The following is a 15,057-nucleotide window of genomic DNA, read 5'->3' on the forward strand; positions in this document are numbered from 1 at the left end:
AGGAACCGAGTGAAGAAACCCATCGCGCTGGCCGGCGTCACCCTGCTGGCCGGCAGTGTCCTCGTGGCCACCGCCACGAGCACGTCAGCGGCGCCGCCCACGCCTCCGGTCACACCGCCGTCGCAGGCCCAGGCCGTCGAGCGGGCGGACGACATCGTCGAAGCCGCCCCGGCCGTCGTCGAGGCCGCGCCCGGCGAGACCTACTCCGCCTACCGCGCCAAGGTGGACGCCGACGGCGCCGCCCACGTCCGCTACACCCGCGAGTACCGGGGCCTGCGCGTCTACGGCGGTGACTTCGTCGTGCACACCAAGCCGGGCGGCGCCTTCAACGGCACCTCGGTCGGCCTGCACGACCCGCTGTCGCTCAGCGCCACCCCGAAGATCACCGCGGCGGCCGCGGCGAAGGCGGCGAAGGCCCGGTTCGAGGGCCGGATCAGCACCGCGGGCGCGCCCGAGCTGTTCGTCGACGCGAGCACCGGCACCGGCCGGCTGGCCTGGGAGACCGTCGTGGAGGGGTGGGCCGAGGACGGCCAGACCCCGTCGAAGCTGCACGTCATCAGCGACGCGCAGACCGGCGCGTTCGTCGGCGAGTTCGACGAGATCGAGACGGTCGCCGGCACCGGCGCGAGCATCTACTCCGGCAGTGTCACGGTCGACACCACGCTGTCCGGCTCCACCTACAGCATGATCGACCCGTCGCACGGCAACGGCCGCACCTGCGACATGAACAACGGCACCAGCACCTGCACCACGTTCACCGACGCGGACAACGCGTGGGGCACCGGCGCGAACGCCAACCGGCAGTCCGCCGCCGTCGACGCCCACTTCGGCGCCGCGAAGACGTTCGACTACTTCAAGAACGTGCACGGCCGCAACGGCATCTTCGGCACCGGCGCGGGCGTCCCGTCCCGGGTGCACTACGGCAACGCGTACGTCAACGCGTTCTGGGACGGCTCCCAGATGACCTACGGTGACGGCACCGGCAACTCCCGCCCGCTGGTCTCCCTGGACGTGGCCGGCCACGAGATGTCGCACGGCGTCACCGAGAACGTGGTCTCCGGCGGCCTGACCTACTCCGGCGAGTCCGGCGGTCTCAACGAGGCCTCCAGCGACATCTTCGGCACGATGGTCGAGTTCTACGCCAACGCCCCCGCGGACCCGGGTGACTACCAGGTCGGCGAGAAGATCAACATCAATGGCAACGGTACGCCGCTGCGCTACATGTACAACCCGACCCTCGACGGCAAGGGCCACGGCTGCTGGTCGTCCAGCACCAACTCCGTCGACGTGCACTACTCGTCCGGCGTCGGCAACCACTTCTTCTTCAACCTGGCCGAGGGCACCGGCGCCACCTCGTTCGGCACCTCGCCGGTCTGTGGTTCCGCGCCCGCCGTCACCGGCATCGGCCGGACCAAGGCCGCCGCCATCTGGTACCGGGCGCTGGACGCGTACTTCACCTCCAACACCCGCTACGTGAACTCGTCGACCCCGTCCAACACGGCCCGCGCCTACACCCTGCGCGCCGCCACCGACCTGTACGGCTCGTGCTCCACCGAGTACAAGACCGTCCAGGCCGCCTGGACCGCGGTCAACGTGGCCGGCAACGACGCCACCTGCTCGACCGGCAACGACTTCTCGGTGTCGCTCAACCCGGCCGCCGCCTCGGTCAACCCGGGCTCGTCGGTCACCGCCACCGTCAGCACCGCCGTCACCAGCGGCAGCGCCCAGACCGTGGCCCTCACCGCGACCGGCCTGCCGAGCGGCGCGACCGCCTCGTTCAGCCCGGCCTCGGTCACCGCCGGCGGCGCCTCCACGCTGACGATCGCCACCACGGCGGCCACCCCGGCCGGCACCTACACGGTCACCGTCAACGGCGCCGGCACGTCCGCCACCCGCACCGCCGCCTTCACCCTCACCGTGAACGGTTCCGGCGGCGGCAGCTGCACCGGCACCAACGCCACCGACGTGGCGATTACGGACAACACCACCGTCACCTCGGCCGTCACCATCAGCGGCTGTGCCCGGAACGCCTCGTCCACCAGCAAGGTCGAGATCCACATCGTGCACACGTACGTCGGTGACCTGGTCGTCGCCCTGGTCGCCCCGGACGGCAGCGCCTACACGCTGCGCAACCGTTCCGGCGGCAGCGCCGACAACATCGACACCACCTACACGGCGAACCTGTCCACCGAGGCCGCCAACGGCACGTGGCGCCTGCGCGTCCAGGACGCCGCCTCCAACGACGTCGGCTACATCAACTCCTGGACCCTGACCCTCTGATCGCTCCCTGAGGTGCGTGCTGACCGGCGTCGGTTTCCGGCGCCGGCCAGTTCCATCGCCGGGCGCGTCCGGCGGCATGATCGCGCCAGCGACCCGGCCCATTCCTCAGTGACCCGCGAGTATCAGTGAGGGTTGATGTTCCTCAGGATCGCTCTGTGGAGGAGATTGTTGTCGGCCGCATTCCTCCATTGTACGAATTCCGCTTTTCCCTGATGATTGTAGAGCTCGGCGGCCTTGGGGAGTTCGACGTTGGTCACGCACACGAAATTTTCCAGGCCCGCACGGCTCGCCGAATGAAGGACATCGCGGAACCTTCTCGGTTCCAGAGGTGATCCGAAGGAATACTTGACTATGATCACGACCTCTCCGCGTGGGGTCGAGATGGAGATGTCGCTGGTGGTGTCGAAGCCTGTGTCCGTGACCGCGTAGCCGGGTTTGTCGGCGAACATCTCGTCGAGTTCGTACTTCAGCCGTTCGAGGTACTGGTATTTCTCGCGGGAGTTGATTGCCATCGAGGCGGCGTCATCGCCTGCCTGTCTTTGTTCGCCGAGTTCCTCTGCTTGCCGAATCGTGTCGTCGCTGACTGTGGCGTCCAGGAATTCGGCCGCTTTGCGCAACAGATTCTTGGTCGGCATCAAGATGAGCCGGGCCCCGCACTCGGTGAAGGCCTCCTCGATAAGCTCCGGGCGAGCCCCTGAGGGTTTGCCTTGAATTCGAAGGTACCAGTCTTCTTTCTGGTCGCTCGTGATGATGAGAAGTGTTTGCGTTCCCTGTTTCTTCGCTTCTTCCAGCGCTTGTTTCCATGCGAAATAGTCGCCGTGTCGCGGTGCGTCCTTGTAGCCCGGGGGGGTCTTCTGAGCCGCCCGCTTGGTGAATTCTTTTCCTTCTTTGTCCTCTCGTGCCGGGTCGAAGGGGGAACCGACCCTTCCCGCGAAGATGGTCTGCAATCGTTCCAATACGGGATCCGCGTCCGTTGTCGCCAAGTTGTGTTTCTCCTTGAGTCCTTCCAAATACTGCCGCAAGGGGCCTAGTGATTCGGAAAGGAGGGTAAGGGCGGAGTCTCGCTGGTGATCTGTCAGTGATGCCCGGTTGGCGAGCTGTCTGATGAGGTCGGCGACAGCCGCGTTCAGGCTGTCCTGCTCTTTCTCCACGGCTTGGATCACGTTGGCGTAGCTCGTCTTGTGGCCACGCAGAACTTCAATTCTGTTTCTGTGGAATTCTAACGCCACCTGATGAGGTATGAACGACCGGCTGGAGATCTTCGACATGATTCCGAGCAGTTGTTCGCGTGCCTGCTCGGCGAATCGGTAAGTGTCGAGCAGAACGTTCGTGTCGAATACGATGAGCCCGGAGAGCAGTGCGTCCCTGATCTCGGATTCATCGGGCAGGAAAAAGTGTCTGAATTGTTCACTGAAGTCATGATAAGCCGGCACGGCCACCTTCATCTGTCCTCAGTAGGTGTATCGGACTTTAGGTCATATCGATCTCTCAGTTCGGGCTGGCGGATTCACATGGCGATTTCGGGACGAATCCTCGTGGTCGCGACCGTGATGGCGTTCGGTCCCAAGCCGGTCGTGTCCCCGGCTGGCTATGTTGGTTCGATGCGGACACGGGAAGCGGATATCCAGGACCTGCCCTTCCTCGAGCGGGTTCTCCTGGCGGCGTACAACTGGTCGGAGGAACGCTTCACTCTCGGCTGGATCCGGACGGACCGGATGGCACGCCGCTACCTCGACGGCTTTCCCGGCCCCGGCGACGTGGGGCTGATCGCCTTGATCGACGGCGCGCCGGCCGGGGCGGTCTGGGGGCGGGCGCTTTCCGCCGACCGCGCCGGCTACGGCTTCGTGGCCGCGGACGTCCCGGAACTGACACTCGGCGTCCTGCCCGATGCCCGCCGCCGGGGTGTCGCGGGGACCCTGATGACGGCCGTGATCGATCTCGCCCGGGACCGGGGCGCACCCGGGCTGAGCCTCAGCGTCGAGGACGGCAACACCGCCCGCAAGCTGTATGAACGCTGCGGCTTCACGGTCGTGGGCCGTAACGGTGGCTCCGACACCATGCTGCTGCCGCTGACCGCAGGATGATCGTCAGGGGCAGGGGACCGTCGGGTTCAGGGTGGTGACGAGACGGGTGGCGGAGGCGGTGTGTTTGGCGTACGCCTCCGGGAAGGCGGAGATCTGCACCGCCTGCGCCGCCTGGGTGAGCCGCATCTTCTGCCAGCCCTTGACCTTCAGCAGCTTGTCGTAGAACTTGTTGGTCTGGTAGGCCGGATCGGACAGCTGCTTCGGCGTGCCCCACCCCTGGCTGGGCCGCTGCTGGAACAGGCCGATCGAGTCGCGGTCGCCGCCGCGCAGGTTGCGCAGGCTCGACTCCTGCATCGCGGTCGCCACCGCGATCACCAGCGCCTCGTCCGGCATCCGCCGTTGACTGCCGATGGTGACGATGAGCCGGGCGTTCGCGATCTGCTCGGCGTTCCATTTCTCCAGACCTTGCGGGGGTACGGGTCCGGCCGCGCATGTCGTGTCGGCGCGCACGAGCGGGCTGGCCAGAAAAGCGATGAACACAGCGACGACAGTCACGAGGAACGTGCGCACAGGCGAGCGGAACCTTCCGGGGGATGCGGGGCCTCGCGAAGGCTACCTGTCGATCGCCGTCGATAGTGGACTCCCGTCCCAGGATGATCCGTTCAGCCGATCGTCGATCATCCGGCTGGTTCTCGGGGCTGTCTCCCGGCCCGCGAGACAGCCCCGAGAACCAGCCGGGGTTCCGGAACCTCGGCGGGGACCGAGGGCTGAGCTGGGCGAATGTGGAACCGGTACCGAAACCGGTTCCGGCTGGCATTGACTCGCGTTGACGGCGGTGCCACGGTGGCGAGCAGAGAGCGGTTTCACAGGTTGTTCCCCGCTGGGAAACAGACTCGACACATCCCCTGAGGAGTCCGTCCGTGCTGAACCCTGCCCGAAAACAGAAACGTACCCCCAAGCTCGCTCTGACCGTGGCGCTCGCCGGCTTGATGGCAGGCTTCCTCGCCGGCCCGGCAGCCGCCGCCGAAGTGCTCGTCTCGCAAGGGAGAACCGCGACCGCGTCGTCCACCGAGGCGGCCGGCGCCTACCAGGCCCGGGAGGCCGTCGACGGCAACGGCGGCACCCGCTGGGCCAGCGCGTACGCCGCGAGCCAGTGGTTCCAGGTCGACCTCGGCGCCCCGACCGTGGTCAGCCGGATCGCGATCGACTGGGAGGCGGCGTACGCCCGCGCCTTCACCATCCAGTTCTCCACCGACGGCAGCGCCTGGAGCCAGGCCTACGCCACCACCACCGGCACCGGCGGGCAGCAGAGCATCGCCGTCTCCGGGACGGCCCGTCACGTGCGGATCAACCTGACCCAGCGGGCGCTCGAGGCGTACGGCTACTCGTTCTGGGAGTTCCGGGTCTACTCCGGTGGCGCGGCGCCGGCGTCGGGGCTGCTGTCCTACGGCAAGCCGGCCCAGGCCTCCAGCTGGCAGAACGACGTGAACTGCAACCCGTGCAGCCCGGACAAGGCGTTCGACAGCGACCCGGCGAGCCGCTGGGCGACCAGCTCCACGACCGGCTGGGTGGACCCGGGCTGGATCTCGGTGGACCTGGGCGCGACCGCGCAGATCAGCCAGGTGGTGCTGCAGTGGGATCCGGCGTACGCCCGCGCGTACCAGATCCAGGTGTCGCCGGACAACGCGAACTGGACGACCGTCTACAGCACCACCAGCGGCGACGGTCTCAAGGACGTCCTGAACGTCACCGGCTCCGGCCGGTACGTGCGGCTGTACGGCACCGCGCGCAGCGGCCCCTACGGATACTCGTTGTGGGAGTTCAGTGTCTACGGAACCGGAGGAAACCCCGTGACCCCACCGAACCGGCCCGCCGATCCGAGTTTCCCGGCCACCCGCCTGGTCTTCGCCGACGAGTTCGACGGCCCGTCCGGCGGCAAGCCGGACGCCGCCAAGTGGACGATGGACCCGGGCGTGCCGCAGAACGGCGAGATCCAGTACTACACCCCGAACAGTGAGAACGCGTCCCTCAACGGCGCCGGGCAGCTCGTGATCGAGGCCCGCCGGCAGGACTACCAGGGCCGGCAGTACACCTCGCACCGGATGAACACCAGCGGCAAGTTCCACGTCCAGTACGGCCGGATCGAGGCCCGGATCAAGGTGCCGAAGGGCAACGGGCTGTGGCCGGCGTTCTGGATGATGGGCGAGGACTTCCTGCAGGGGCGGCCCTGGCCGTACAACGGCGAGATCGACATCATGGAGGTCCTCGGCCGCAACACCGGCGAGGCGTACTCGACGCTGCACGCCCCGGCCTACAACGGCGCCGGCGGGTACGGCCAGAAGTACACCACCCCGGACCTGTCCCAGGACTTCCACGTGTACGCCGCCGAATGGGACAGCCGGGGCATCCGCTTCTTCCTCGACGGCAGGCAGGTCTTCGACGCCGCCAAGGAGACGGTGGAGAACACCCGCGGCCCGTGGATCTTCGACCACAAGTTCTATCTGATCCTCAACCTGGCCGTCGGCGGCGACTTCCCCGGCCCGATCGACGCCACCACCCCGTTCCCCAGCCGGATGCTCGTCGACTACGTCCGGGTCTATCAATAGCCGTGACAGATCAGGGCGCGGGCGTACACCGGATCGTCCAGATCGAACGCCGCGGTGATGCCCGGATATTCGGCAGCCAGTAGTTCCGGCGGTTCGCGCTTCGGATCACGTAGCCAGGCGCGGACCGCCGCCACCGCCTCCGCCGGGGCGAGGCCGTCGTCGACCAGCGCGGTGTGCAGCATCCAGTAGAGAAGTGAGGCCACCCGATCGGGGACGGCCTCGGTGAACCCGATCACCGCCGTGAACCCGCGGGTCAGCAACACGCCGGCCAGCGCGTTCACGGCGTTCGGTCCGGGCGGCAGGATCGCGACGCCACCCGTCACCGCGGCGGTTCCGGCGAGGGTGAGGATCTCGGGGCCGGCCAGTTCCAGGGCGCCGTCAGCGGTGACACCGCAACCCAGGTGCAGCATCGAGGCGTCCAGGTGGGCCTCGACCTCGGCCGGGGTGCCGTCGCCGTCGTTCAGTTCGATCGTCCGGCCGAGACCGGTGGACTTGGGATAGAAGGCGCGGCGCAGGCGCAGCGCGTCCATCGTGGCGGCGTCGCGGTCCCCGCGCGGGTTCGCGACGAACACGGCGGCCTCGGTGATCGGGCGGCGGCCCCGGCGGATCAGGGTGAGCAGTTCGGCGGCGGTGCTGACGTACGACACGGTGGCGTCCCCGCCGATCGGGACGGTCGCGGCGACCCGGCCGGTCCAGCGGGTGCCGTCGGGCACCGGCTCCAGGCGGCCGGTGGCGGCGTCCAGTGCCAGCGGACCGAAGGCGAGAGCGCCGATCCCGGCATCCCGCATCGCGGCCGTGACCTCGGCGAACATCGGCTCGAGACGGGGCGGGCGGGGGAGTTCGGCGGCGATGCGGACGGCTGCCCGTACGCCATCGGGGGTCAAGCTCGGAAGACCGGGCGCAGCCCGGTCGAAGGATCGCGCCGCGACCTGGAGATCGTCCGGGACGTCCGGCCAGGCGTCGTCCTCCGCCTGGTGGCGGGCGATCAGGGCGGCGGCCAGGGCCAGATGGTCGGTGGGGAGCGCGCCGGGGGCGTCGGCGATCGCGGCGGTGAGGGCGACATGGTCGTCGACGGCCGCCGGGTCCCGGGCCGTGAGCAGGGTGTCCAGGTCGGCGCCGAGCAGGGCGCGGAGTTCGGCGGCGGGCGTCGCCGGGATCGGCACGGGCCGTCGGCGGGGGAGCGGGCCATTCTCGGGCACGGGTCCGTCGACCACCGCCACCCGCCCGGGATCGTAGGCCACGTCCGGTTCGGCCCGTTCCGCGAAACCGGAGAACGCTGACATGTCCGGCATCGGCGGTGGGGGCATGCCACTGCCGCCCATCTGCTGCTGGAACGACTGCGCCGCCGCGAGGGCCTGGCCCAGCTTGCTGAAGTCCATGCCGCCCGGCCCGCCGAGCATGCCCCGCAACGCCTCACCGACGGTGGCCAGCGTCCGCGCCGACGCCGTCAGCTCCGCACTGACCCGCGGGCCGTCCGCGACCTGCCGGAACAGCGCGATCGCCCGATCCGCGTCCCGCACGTCGGCCGGCTGACCCCCGCCGGTCATCATCCGCATCATCGCGTCCGGCGACTTCATCCCGGCGGTCAGCCCGGCCAGGAGCAGCTGCCCCAGGACCAGTTTCGAGCCGCCGGCCTGCACCGGCGCCTGATGGGGGAACCGCAGCGACTCGTCGAGCAGGTGCATCCCGGTGGTCCGGTCCTGCGCGGTCCCGCCGTGCGCCAGGTGCCGGATCCCGTACAGCCAGCCGAGCTGCCCGGCGACGTGCCCGCGCAGCGCCTCCCCGGGCTCGATGCGCTGGTACGCCTGCTCCAGCACGGTGATCGCCTGATCCAGGTGCGGCCGCGCGCCCGCCGAACCCGGCCCGGCCCGCAGGTAACGGTTGGTGAGATCGGCGCCCCGCTCGACCATCGACCGCAGGTCCTCGTTCTCCGGCATGATGCGATCTCCCCTCACTGTCCGCCGTGGATGAACGCGGCCCACGCCGCCACCTCGCCGAGACCGGCCCCGGCCAGCCGGTCGCGCAGGGCGTCCGGCATGTCCGGTGGGATCTCCCGGTCCGGGTTCAGCATCCACAGTTGCGCGTCCCGCAGCGCCGCCCACGCCGGGCGGCCCGCCACCCGCAGACCGCGGTGCACCATGAACATCAGCGCCGAGGTGGCGCTGTCCGGCACGTTCCACTGGCTCGACAGCACGGTGCGCGCGCCGCCGGCCAGGAACGCGGTGCCGAGGCTGTACGCCTCGTCGAACCCGCTGAGCGACAACCCGGTCCGGCAGGCGGCCAGCACCACCAGGCCCACGTGCCGGCCCGGCGCCGCGCCGAGCAGCGCGACCAGCTCGTCCGCGGTCAGCCTGCCGTCGTCGTCGTGGCCGGCGGCGAGCTGCAGATAGGCGGTGGGCCGGTCACCGCCGGACCGCACCAGACCGTGGCAGGCCAGGTGCAGCACCCCGCCGGCGGCCGGGGCGGGCGTGGTCAGCCAGGCGCGGACCTCGCCGGTGGTGCCCCGGCCGGACCGGCTCGGCGAACCGTCCGGCCGGCGGCCCAGGTAGCGGGCGCCGGGATAGAACATCTGCCGGATCGCGTACGCCTCGATCCGTGCCGCCGGCAGGGCCCGCGCCGAGGAGCCGGGGGTGTCCGGGTCGCCGACGATCAGCCCGGTCGCGGTGTGCGGCACCGCGGGCAGCGTGGCCGATCGCACCAGCATCCGCGCCGAGGCGGCCTGCGAGACGGCGATCAGCTCGACGGCGTACCTGCCGTCGGCCCGGCGGGCGGCCTGCCACGGAATGCGCGACAGCTCGCCCATCGGGATCAGCACGATCCGCGGCGGCCTGCCGTCCGGGACGGTCAGCCGCGGCAGATACGTCTCGACGAGCGGCCGCATCGCGGAGTCCCAGGCCCACCGGCCGACCTCCGCCAGGCGCGCCGTGAGCTCCGCCGCGGTGGCCGGCTCCTCCTCCTCGGCGGCGTCCATGTCCCGCTTCTCCAGCGCGGTCAGGTACTCGCCGACGTTCGGCACGTCGCCCAGGGTGAGACCCGTCAACGCGAGGAAGCTCGGTGGCCCGGACGCCGGGGCGATGACGGCGTGGCCGGGGCGGACCTTCTCTCCCGGTACGAGGTACACCAGCGCATCCGCGTCCAGGTAGGTCAGCGCCTGCTGGATCTCCGCGAAGCCGGGCGGGTCCAGCAGCGCGGCCGTCGTGCCGTGCTCGGACAGCACGTTCATGACGTCCCGGCGCAGGCCGGCCGAGAGCGCCGCCGGGTCGCCACCGGCCGCCGCCACCCGCCAGCGTTCGGCCGGTCCGGCCGCGCCCGCCTCGATCAGCCGCTCGGTCAGCGACCCGGTCACCGTGGCCGCGAACAGGGCCAGTCCCCGGCCGGAGTCCAGCGCCGTGATCGCGGCGGCCGGGTCGCCGGCGGCCAGGCACTGCCGGGCCACGTCGATGGCCTCGTCCCCGGCGGTGCGGACAGCGGCGGTCGCGGACGCCAGGTCCGGCTGGACGAGCACCTGCCAGACCGTGCCGCGCAGACCGTCGAGGGCGGCGAGGTGGGCGTCCGGACGCTCGCCGATGAGCCGCCCGATCTGCCCGTGCATCTCGTTGATGATCTGCCACTGCGGGTGCTGCGGCCCGCCGGCCCGCGTCCGGGCCTCGTCGAGGAGTGTCTCCGCCTCCCGCAGATCCTCGCCGGTGCCCGCGTTCTCGTGGCGGCGCAGCAGCGCGGTGGCCAGCACGCCCAGGAAGAAGACCCGCTGCGGATGGTCCGGCCCGGCGAACGCCAGGGCCTGCCGCATGTGATCGATGCCGAGCGCGATGCGGCCGGGGTCGTCCTCCCGGCCGGCCCGCAGCGCGGCCATACCGGCCTGGCTGTGCAGCAGCGCCCGGTCGGCGTCGGCGAGGCCGGGCCGCCCGGCGTGGACGGCGAACGCGTCGAGCTGCTCGTCGGTCGGCCGGGGCGCATCGTCCCGAAGCAGGCCGGCGAAGGCGTCCAGGGAGGGGGAGACCTCGTCGAACGCCGCCCGCACCGGCCCGTCCTGCGGCAGCTTGGCGAGGGTCTCCCGGATGGTGCCCGGGTCGTAGTCGTGGTCGGCGAGCATCCCGGTCATCCGGGTGATCACCTCGGCCTCGGGGAGCCCGGCGACCTCCGGCGGCAACTCCGACAGGAACCCGGCGACCTCGGTGGGCATCCGGGCCATCGCGCCGGGGTCGCCGTCCTGCACCGCGGTGGCGAACCGCAGCGCCATCCGCCCGGAGGCGAACAGCGGCAGCAGGCCGGGGTCGGCGGCGTTCTCCGCGGCCAGCTTCTCCAGGATCTCCAGGTTCGCGCGCGGATCGGCGGGGTCCTGAACCAGCAGCAGGACCTCCGCGGCGGTACGGGTCCGCCGCCACGCGGGAGTGTCCGGCGGATCGGTGTCGGCCGCCGCGAGCAGGGCCGGAAGCGCCCGCGCCCGGTGGGCTCCCGGCATCGTCCCGGCCCGGAAGATCCGCTCCACCAGGCCGGCGGCGAGCCGGGCCCGGCCGGGCGCGGACTCCGGGAGCCGGGTGAAGGCGCCGAGCGCCGCGTCGAGGTCCCCGTGGCCGGCCACCGCGTTCGCGATCACGTCGTCCTGGTCGCTCACCGGTCCTCCATCCGTACGTCGCATCCCTCGTCCCTTACTGACGGACCGTCCGTCAGAGAGGAACAGCGACCAGGGAGGAACCATGATCGATCCGGAGGCCGGCCGGTGAGCGCCGTGTACGCCCTGCTGGTGGGGGTGGACCGGTACGCGGCCCCGAACACGCTGGTGCCCGACCTGCGTGGCTGCGGCAACGACGTGACCGGTGTGCTCGCCATGCTGCGGGCCACGGTCCGGCCGGGCACCGTCCTGGATCCGCTGGTGCTGCGCGACGAGCAGGCGACACTGTCGAGGGTGGTGGCCGGGTTGCGTACCCACCTGGCCCAGGCCGGGCCGGACGACACCGCTCTGTTCTGGTTCAGCGGGCACGGGTCGCAGGCGAAGGCGCCGGACGACGCGTGGGTGGTGGAGGGCACCGGGATGGTCCAGACCCTGGTGTGCCACGACAGCCGTGTGGCGGGCGTCCCCGATCTGTGGGACAAGGAGCTGTCGGTGCTGCTGGACATCGTGGCCGCCCGTGCCGGGCACGTCGCGGTCGTGCTGGACTCGTGCCACTCCGACAGCGGAACCCGGGTGATCGGCTCCCGGGCACGCGCGGTGCCGCCCGGCCCGGACCGCGCCACCCGGACCCTGTCCGCCGCTGCCCCGGCGGCGCCCGAGCACGTGGCGCTGGCCGCGTGCCGCCGCGACCAGAAGGCCGAGGAACGGGACTTCGACGGCACCCATCACGGCCTTTTCACCTGGACCCTGCTGCGGGCGCTGCGCCGCCTCGGCCCCTCGGCGACCTATGCCGAACTGCTCGCCGCGGCCCGCAGCGACGTGGCCCGGCAGGGAGCGTTCCGGCAGGTGCCGCAGCTCTACCCGGCGACGTCCGAGCTGGCCGGCATGCGGTTCCTGCGGGGTGAGGCCGGCACGGCGGGCACCGGCGTCGTGATGTCGTGCGAGAGCCACGGCTGGCAGATCGACGCGGGCCGGGCCCACGGGCTGCCGCCCGATCCGGACGGGCTGCGGTACGGCGTCCTCGGCACCGGATGGGAGGTCCGGATCGACGAGGTGGAGCCGGAACGGAGCCTGGTGACGCCCCTTCCCGGCTGGCAACCGGACCCGGATCGGCAGTACCCGATGGTGATCACGGCCCGGCCGGGACCGATGGCCACGGTCGCCGGCGCCGACGTCTCCGGGTCACCCCTGCTGCGGGCGGCTGAGGCGGGCGAACCGGTCACTTTGACGGTCACCGCCGCCGGACCCGGTCGTGCCCACGTCACCGACCGGCAGGGCCGCACCGTCGAGGTGGACGCCGCACCCGGACAGATGACGGCGACGCTGGAACACATGGCCCGGTGGCTGTGGCTGCGCGACCATCTCGACAACGACGGCTCACGGCTGGGCGAGCCGATCCGGGTCGAGATCCTGCCGGCCTCCCCGGGCCAGTCGGTCACGACGGCGGGCGGCGGCTCGTACCAGATCGAATACACCCGGGACGGCACCGGCTGGACCGCTCCGGAGATCCTGATGAACCTGCACAACACCGCCGGGCGGCAACTGTACGTCGCGGTGCTGGATCTCGCCCCCAGCTTCGCCGTGCACGCGAGACTGTTCCCGCCGGCCCCGATCGGGGCGGGCCGTACGGTCGCGGCGATGCGGGGCCGGCGCATCCGGGTCTCGCTGCCGGCCGGCCAGCCGATCGAGCCCGGCCAGTCGGCCGGCGACTGGCTGCTGGTGGTGGCGTCGGAACGGCAGTTCGCCGCCGACCCGTACCTGCTGCCCCGGCTGGGCGTCGCCTCCCGCGAGGTGCGTGACATGGACGCGGCGGGCCCACCGGCGCCCGGGAGCGACTGGACGGTCCAGCGGCTGGAACTGCGCACCGTGGTGCCGGATGAGGCAGACTGTCCCGATGATCATCTCCCGCGGTGACCGGCCACGACGATGACGCTGACCGACCGGCAACGCCAGGACCTGCACCGCCTGCTCACCGCCGAGTTGCGCGCCGCCCTCGCCGACCGGGAGACCACTGCCGAAGCGCCGGCCGCCGAGGAGCTCGCCGCGCGGCGGGCGGCGCTCACCGCCGACGGCCTGCCGAAAGGTGACACCGGCTTCCCGGCGTAGATCGGAATCCCGCCCCCGGCAGCGCCGCACGCTGCTGCGATGGCTGAGTCAGGGGCGGTTGCCGACGATCGACAGGACCGTGGCGACGATGCGGTTCATGGTGGTCATGTCGGTCAGGGCGCCCGCCACCTCGCCGAGCGGGTCGGCCACCGAGTGCGGCGCCTGGTCGAGGGTGGGGGCGACAGCGCCGCCGAACACCGTACGGATCACGTCGGCGACGATCGTCTCCGCCCGCTCGCCACGGCTCAGGCGGGCCTCGATGGCCTCCACCGCGTCGGCGGCGAGACGCAGCAGCTCGGTCTCGGCCCGGTCGCCGGCGTCGCTGAGCGCCAGCGGGGTGACGGTCTCCCCGGCGTCCAGCGGCGCCCTCGCGACCGGTGGCTGCTTGGCGCCGAGAGGCCGTTCCACATAGGCCTCGTACCACTCGGGGCGGCGGCGCATCACCGCCAGCACGGTGTCGACGTCACGGGCGGTCACCGCCGGGGTGCTGCCGGACCAGTCGCCGGTGGCGGTGGCCCGGTGCTGGGACCACACCTCCAGCGGCCACACCCCGGCGCCCGCGGTGACACGGACGCCGACCCAGGTGAGGATCTCCAGAGCCAGCGCGGTCAGCCAGCTGTCGTTGCCGAGCCCGGCGGCGACCCAGCCGGGCAGCCGGGGCCGTTGCAGCGCCCCGCGCGCCCCGCGGCGGCGCCGGTGCCCGTCCACGGTGGCGGCGACGAGCCGCCGGGTGATCCACGCCTCGAGCTGGTGCACGGGCTGGCGGGCGTGCGCGAGGAGATCGCCGACGACCGACTCGACGTCGTCGTGGAACCGGTCCAGGCATTCGTCGGTCAGGTGCGACACCCCGGACGCGCAGGTGGTGTGCCCGCGCAGCTGCTCGAAACGGCGGGTGATCCGCGCGTACACCAGGGGCCACACCACGTCGTACGCCGCGCCGGTCAGCTCGGCGCGTTCGGCGGGGCTCGCGGCGGCTGCCGTCGCGGCCAGCGTGCCGTTGCCGGCAAGCTCCCGGAGCCGCTGCACCCGGTCGGGCCGCTGCCGTTGCCGGGGCGGAGCCGGGAGCAGGGGCGCGGCGTTGAGCCGGCTGCCGCCACCCGCGGGCGGGCCGTTGGGAGTGCTCTGCCGGCCCCGAACCGGTGCTGCGGCCAGTCGCTGGGACGGCCTGTTCGCGACGCCCACCTGCGCTCCTTCTCTGCCGGAAGCGATGTGACCGGCCCGTCCATCGCGACGGCCGGTCACCCCGGACAGCATGGCCCAACCACGCCGGGTGCGTCCGCCGCCACTCGCGGTTGCACCGGTTCGGACGTCCATTTCGTACTTTCAGACAGTCCTCGGCCGGATGATCGTCGATCAGCCCTTCAGCGCGCTCACAGCTGTCCGTCAGATACGCGCGTCCCTGTCCACCGTCCCCGGGTGTGTGCACATT

9 protein-coding genes and 1 pseudogene are annotated in these 15,057 nt (G+C 71.3%); 5 read left to right on the forward strand and 5 right to left on the reverse strand.

Annotated features, from left to right (window positions below):
* Positions 1 to 9: 9 nt before the first annotated feature.
* A complete protein-coding gene (locus ACZ3II_RS39010) occupies positions 10 to 2,280 on the forward strand; it encodes a M4 family metallopeptidase (protein WP_465525033.1) in 2,271 nt (756 codons plus the stop codon).
* 122 nt (positions 2,281 to 2,402) lie between these two features.
* On the opposite strand, the gene ACZ3II_RS39015 is transcribed toward ACZ3II_RS39010, so the two are convergent.
* A complete protein-coding gene (locus tag ACZ3II_RS39015; protein WP_465525035.1) occupies positions 2,403 to 3,725 on the reverse strand; it encodes a PIN-like domain-containing protein in 1,323 nt (440 codons plus the stop codon).
* Between the two features lie 156 nt (positions 3,726 to 3,881).
* Between ACZ3II_RS39015 and ACZ3II_RS39020 the strand changes: the two genes are divergently transcribed.
* Entirely contained in the window at positions 3,882 to 4,364 is a 483-nt protein-coding gene (locus tag ACZ3II_RS39020) for a GNAT family N-acetyltransferase (protein ID WP_465525037.1), read from the forward strand.
* 63 nt (positions 4,365 to 4,427) lie between these two features.
* Here ACZ3II_RS39020 and ACZ3II_RS39025 read toward each other — a convergent pair.
* Positions 4,428 to 4,838 (reverse strand): annotated as a pseudogene (locus tag ACZ3II_RS39025) (transglycosylase SLT domain-containing protein); the annotation flags it as partial.
* A 386-nt stretch (positions 4,839 to 5,224) separates the two neighbouring features.
* Here ACZ3II_RS39025 and ACZ3II_RS39030 point away from each other — a divergent pair.
* The gene (locus ACZ3II_RS39030) at positions 5,225 to 6,910 is read left to right on the forward strand and encodes a discoidin domain-containing protein (protein WP_465525039.1); all 1,686 of its coding nucleotides are present in this window, start codon (positions 5,225 to 5,227) and stop codon (positions 6,908 to 6,910) included.
* On the opposite strand, the gene ACZ3II_RS39035 is transcribed toward ACZ3II_RS39030, so the two are convergent.
* A complete protein-coding gene (locus tag ACZ3II_RS39035) occupies positions 6,904 to 8,847 on the reverse strand; it encodes a CHAT domain-containing protein (protein WP_465525041.1) in 1,944 nt (647 codons plus the stop codon). The genes ACZ3II_RS39030 and ACZ3II_RS39035 overlap by 7 nt on opposite strands.
* A 14-nt stretch (positions 8,848 to 8,861) precedes the next feature.
* The gene (locus ACZ3II_RS39040; RefSeq protein ID WP_465525043.1) at positions 8,862 to 11,525 is read right to left on the reverse strand and encodes a CHAT domain-containing protein; all 2,664 of its coding nucleotides are present in this window, start codon (positions 11,523 to 11,525) and stop codon (positions 8,862 to 8,864) included.
* Positions 11,526 to 11,630: 105 nt separating this feature from the next.
* Here ACZ3II_RS39040 and ACZ3II_RS39045 point away from each other — a divergent pair, with 105 nt between their 5' ends.
* Positions 11,631 to 13,436, forward strand: coding sequence for a caspase family protein (locus tag ACZ3II_RS39045; protein WP_465525045.1), 1,806 nt, complete (start codon positions 11,631 to 11,633; stop codon positions 13,434 to 13,436).
* 12 nt (positions 13,437 to 13,448) lie between these two features.
* Positions 13,449 to 13,628: a hypothetical protein gene (locus tag ACZ3II_RS39050; RefSeq protein WP_465525047.1), complete on the forward strand. Its 180-nt coding sequence runs from the start codon at positions 13,449 to 13,451 to the stop codon at positions 13,626 to 13,628.
* A gap of 48 nt (positions 13,629 to 13,676) precedes the next feature.
* On the opposite strand, the gene ACZ3II_RS39055 is transcribed toward ACZ3II_RS39050, so the two are convergent.
* The gene (locus tag ACZ3II_RS39055; protein WP_465525049.1) at positions 13,677 to 14,810 is read right to left on the reverse strand and encodes a hypothetical protein; all 1,134 of its coding nucleotides are present in this window, start codon (positions 14,808 to 14,810) and stop codon (positions 13,677 to 13,679) included.
* Between the last annotated feature and the right edge of the window lie 247 nt (positions 14,811 to 15,057).

This window comes from Actinoplanes sp. NPDC019969 (assembly GCF_055562375.1).

Coding starts and splice junctions, on each gene's coding strand:
- ACZ3II_RS39015 (WP_465525035.1), bottom strand. CDS start 3,725: ATGAAGGTGGCCGTGCCGGCTTATCATGACTTCAGTGAACAATTCAGA.
- ACZ3II_RS39020 (WP_465525037.1), top strand. CDS start 3,882: ATGCGGACACGGGAAGCGGATATCCAGGACCTGCCCTTCCTCGAGCGG.
- ACZ3II_RS39035 (WP_465525041.1), bottom strand. CDS start 8,847: ATGCCGGAGAACGAGGACCTGCGGTCGATGGTCGAGCGGGGCGCCGAT.
- ACZ3II_RS39050 (WP_465525047.1), top strand. CDS start 13,449: ATGACGCTGACCGACCGGCAACGCCAGGACCTGCACCGCCTGCTCACC.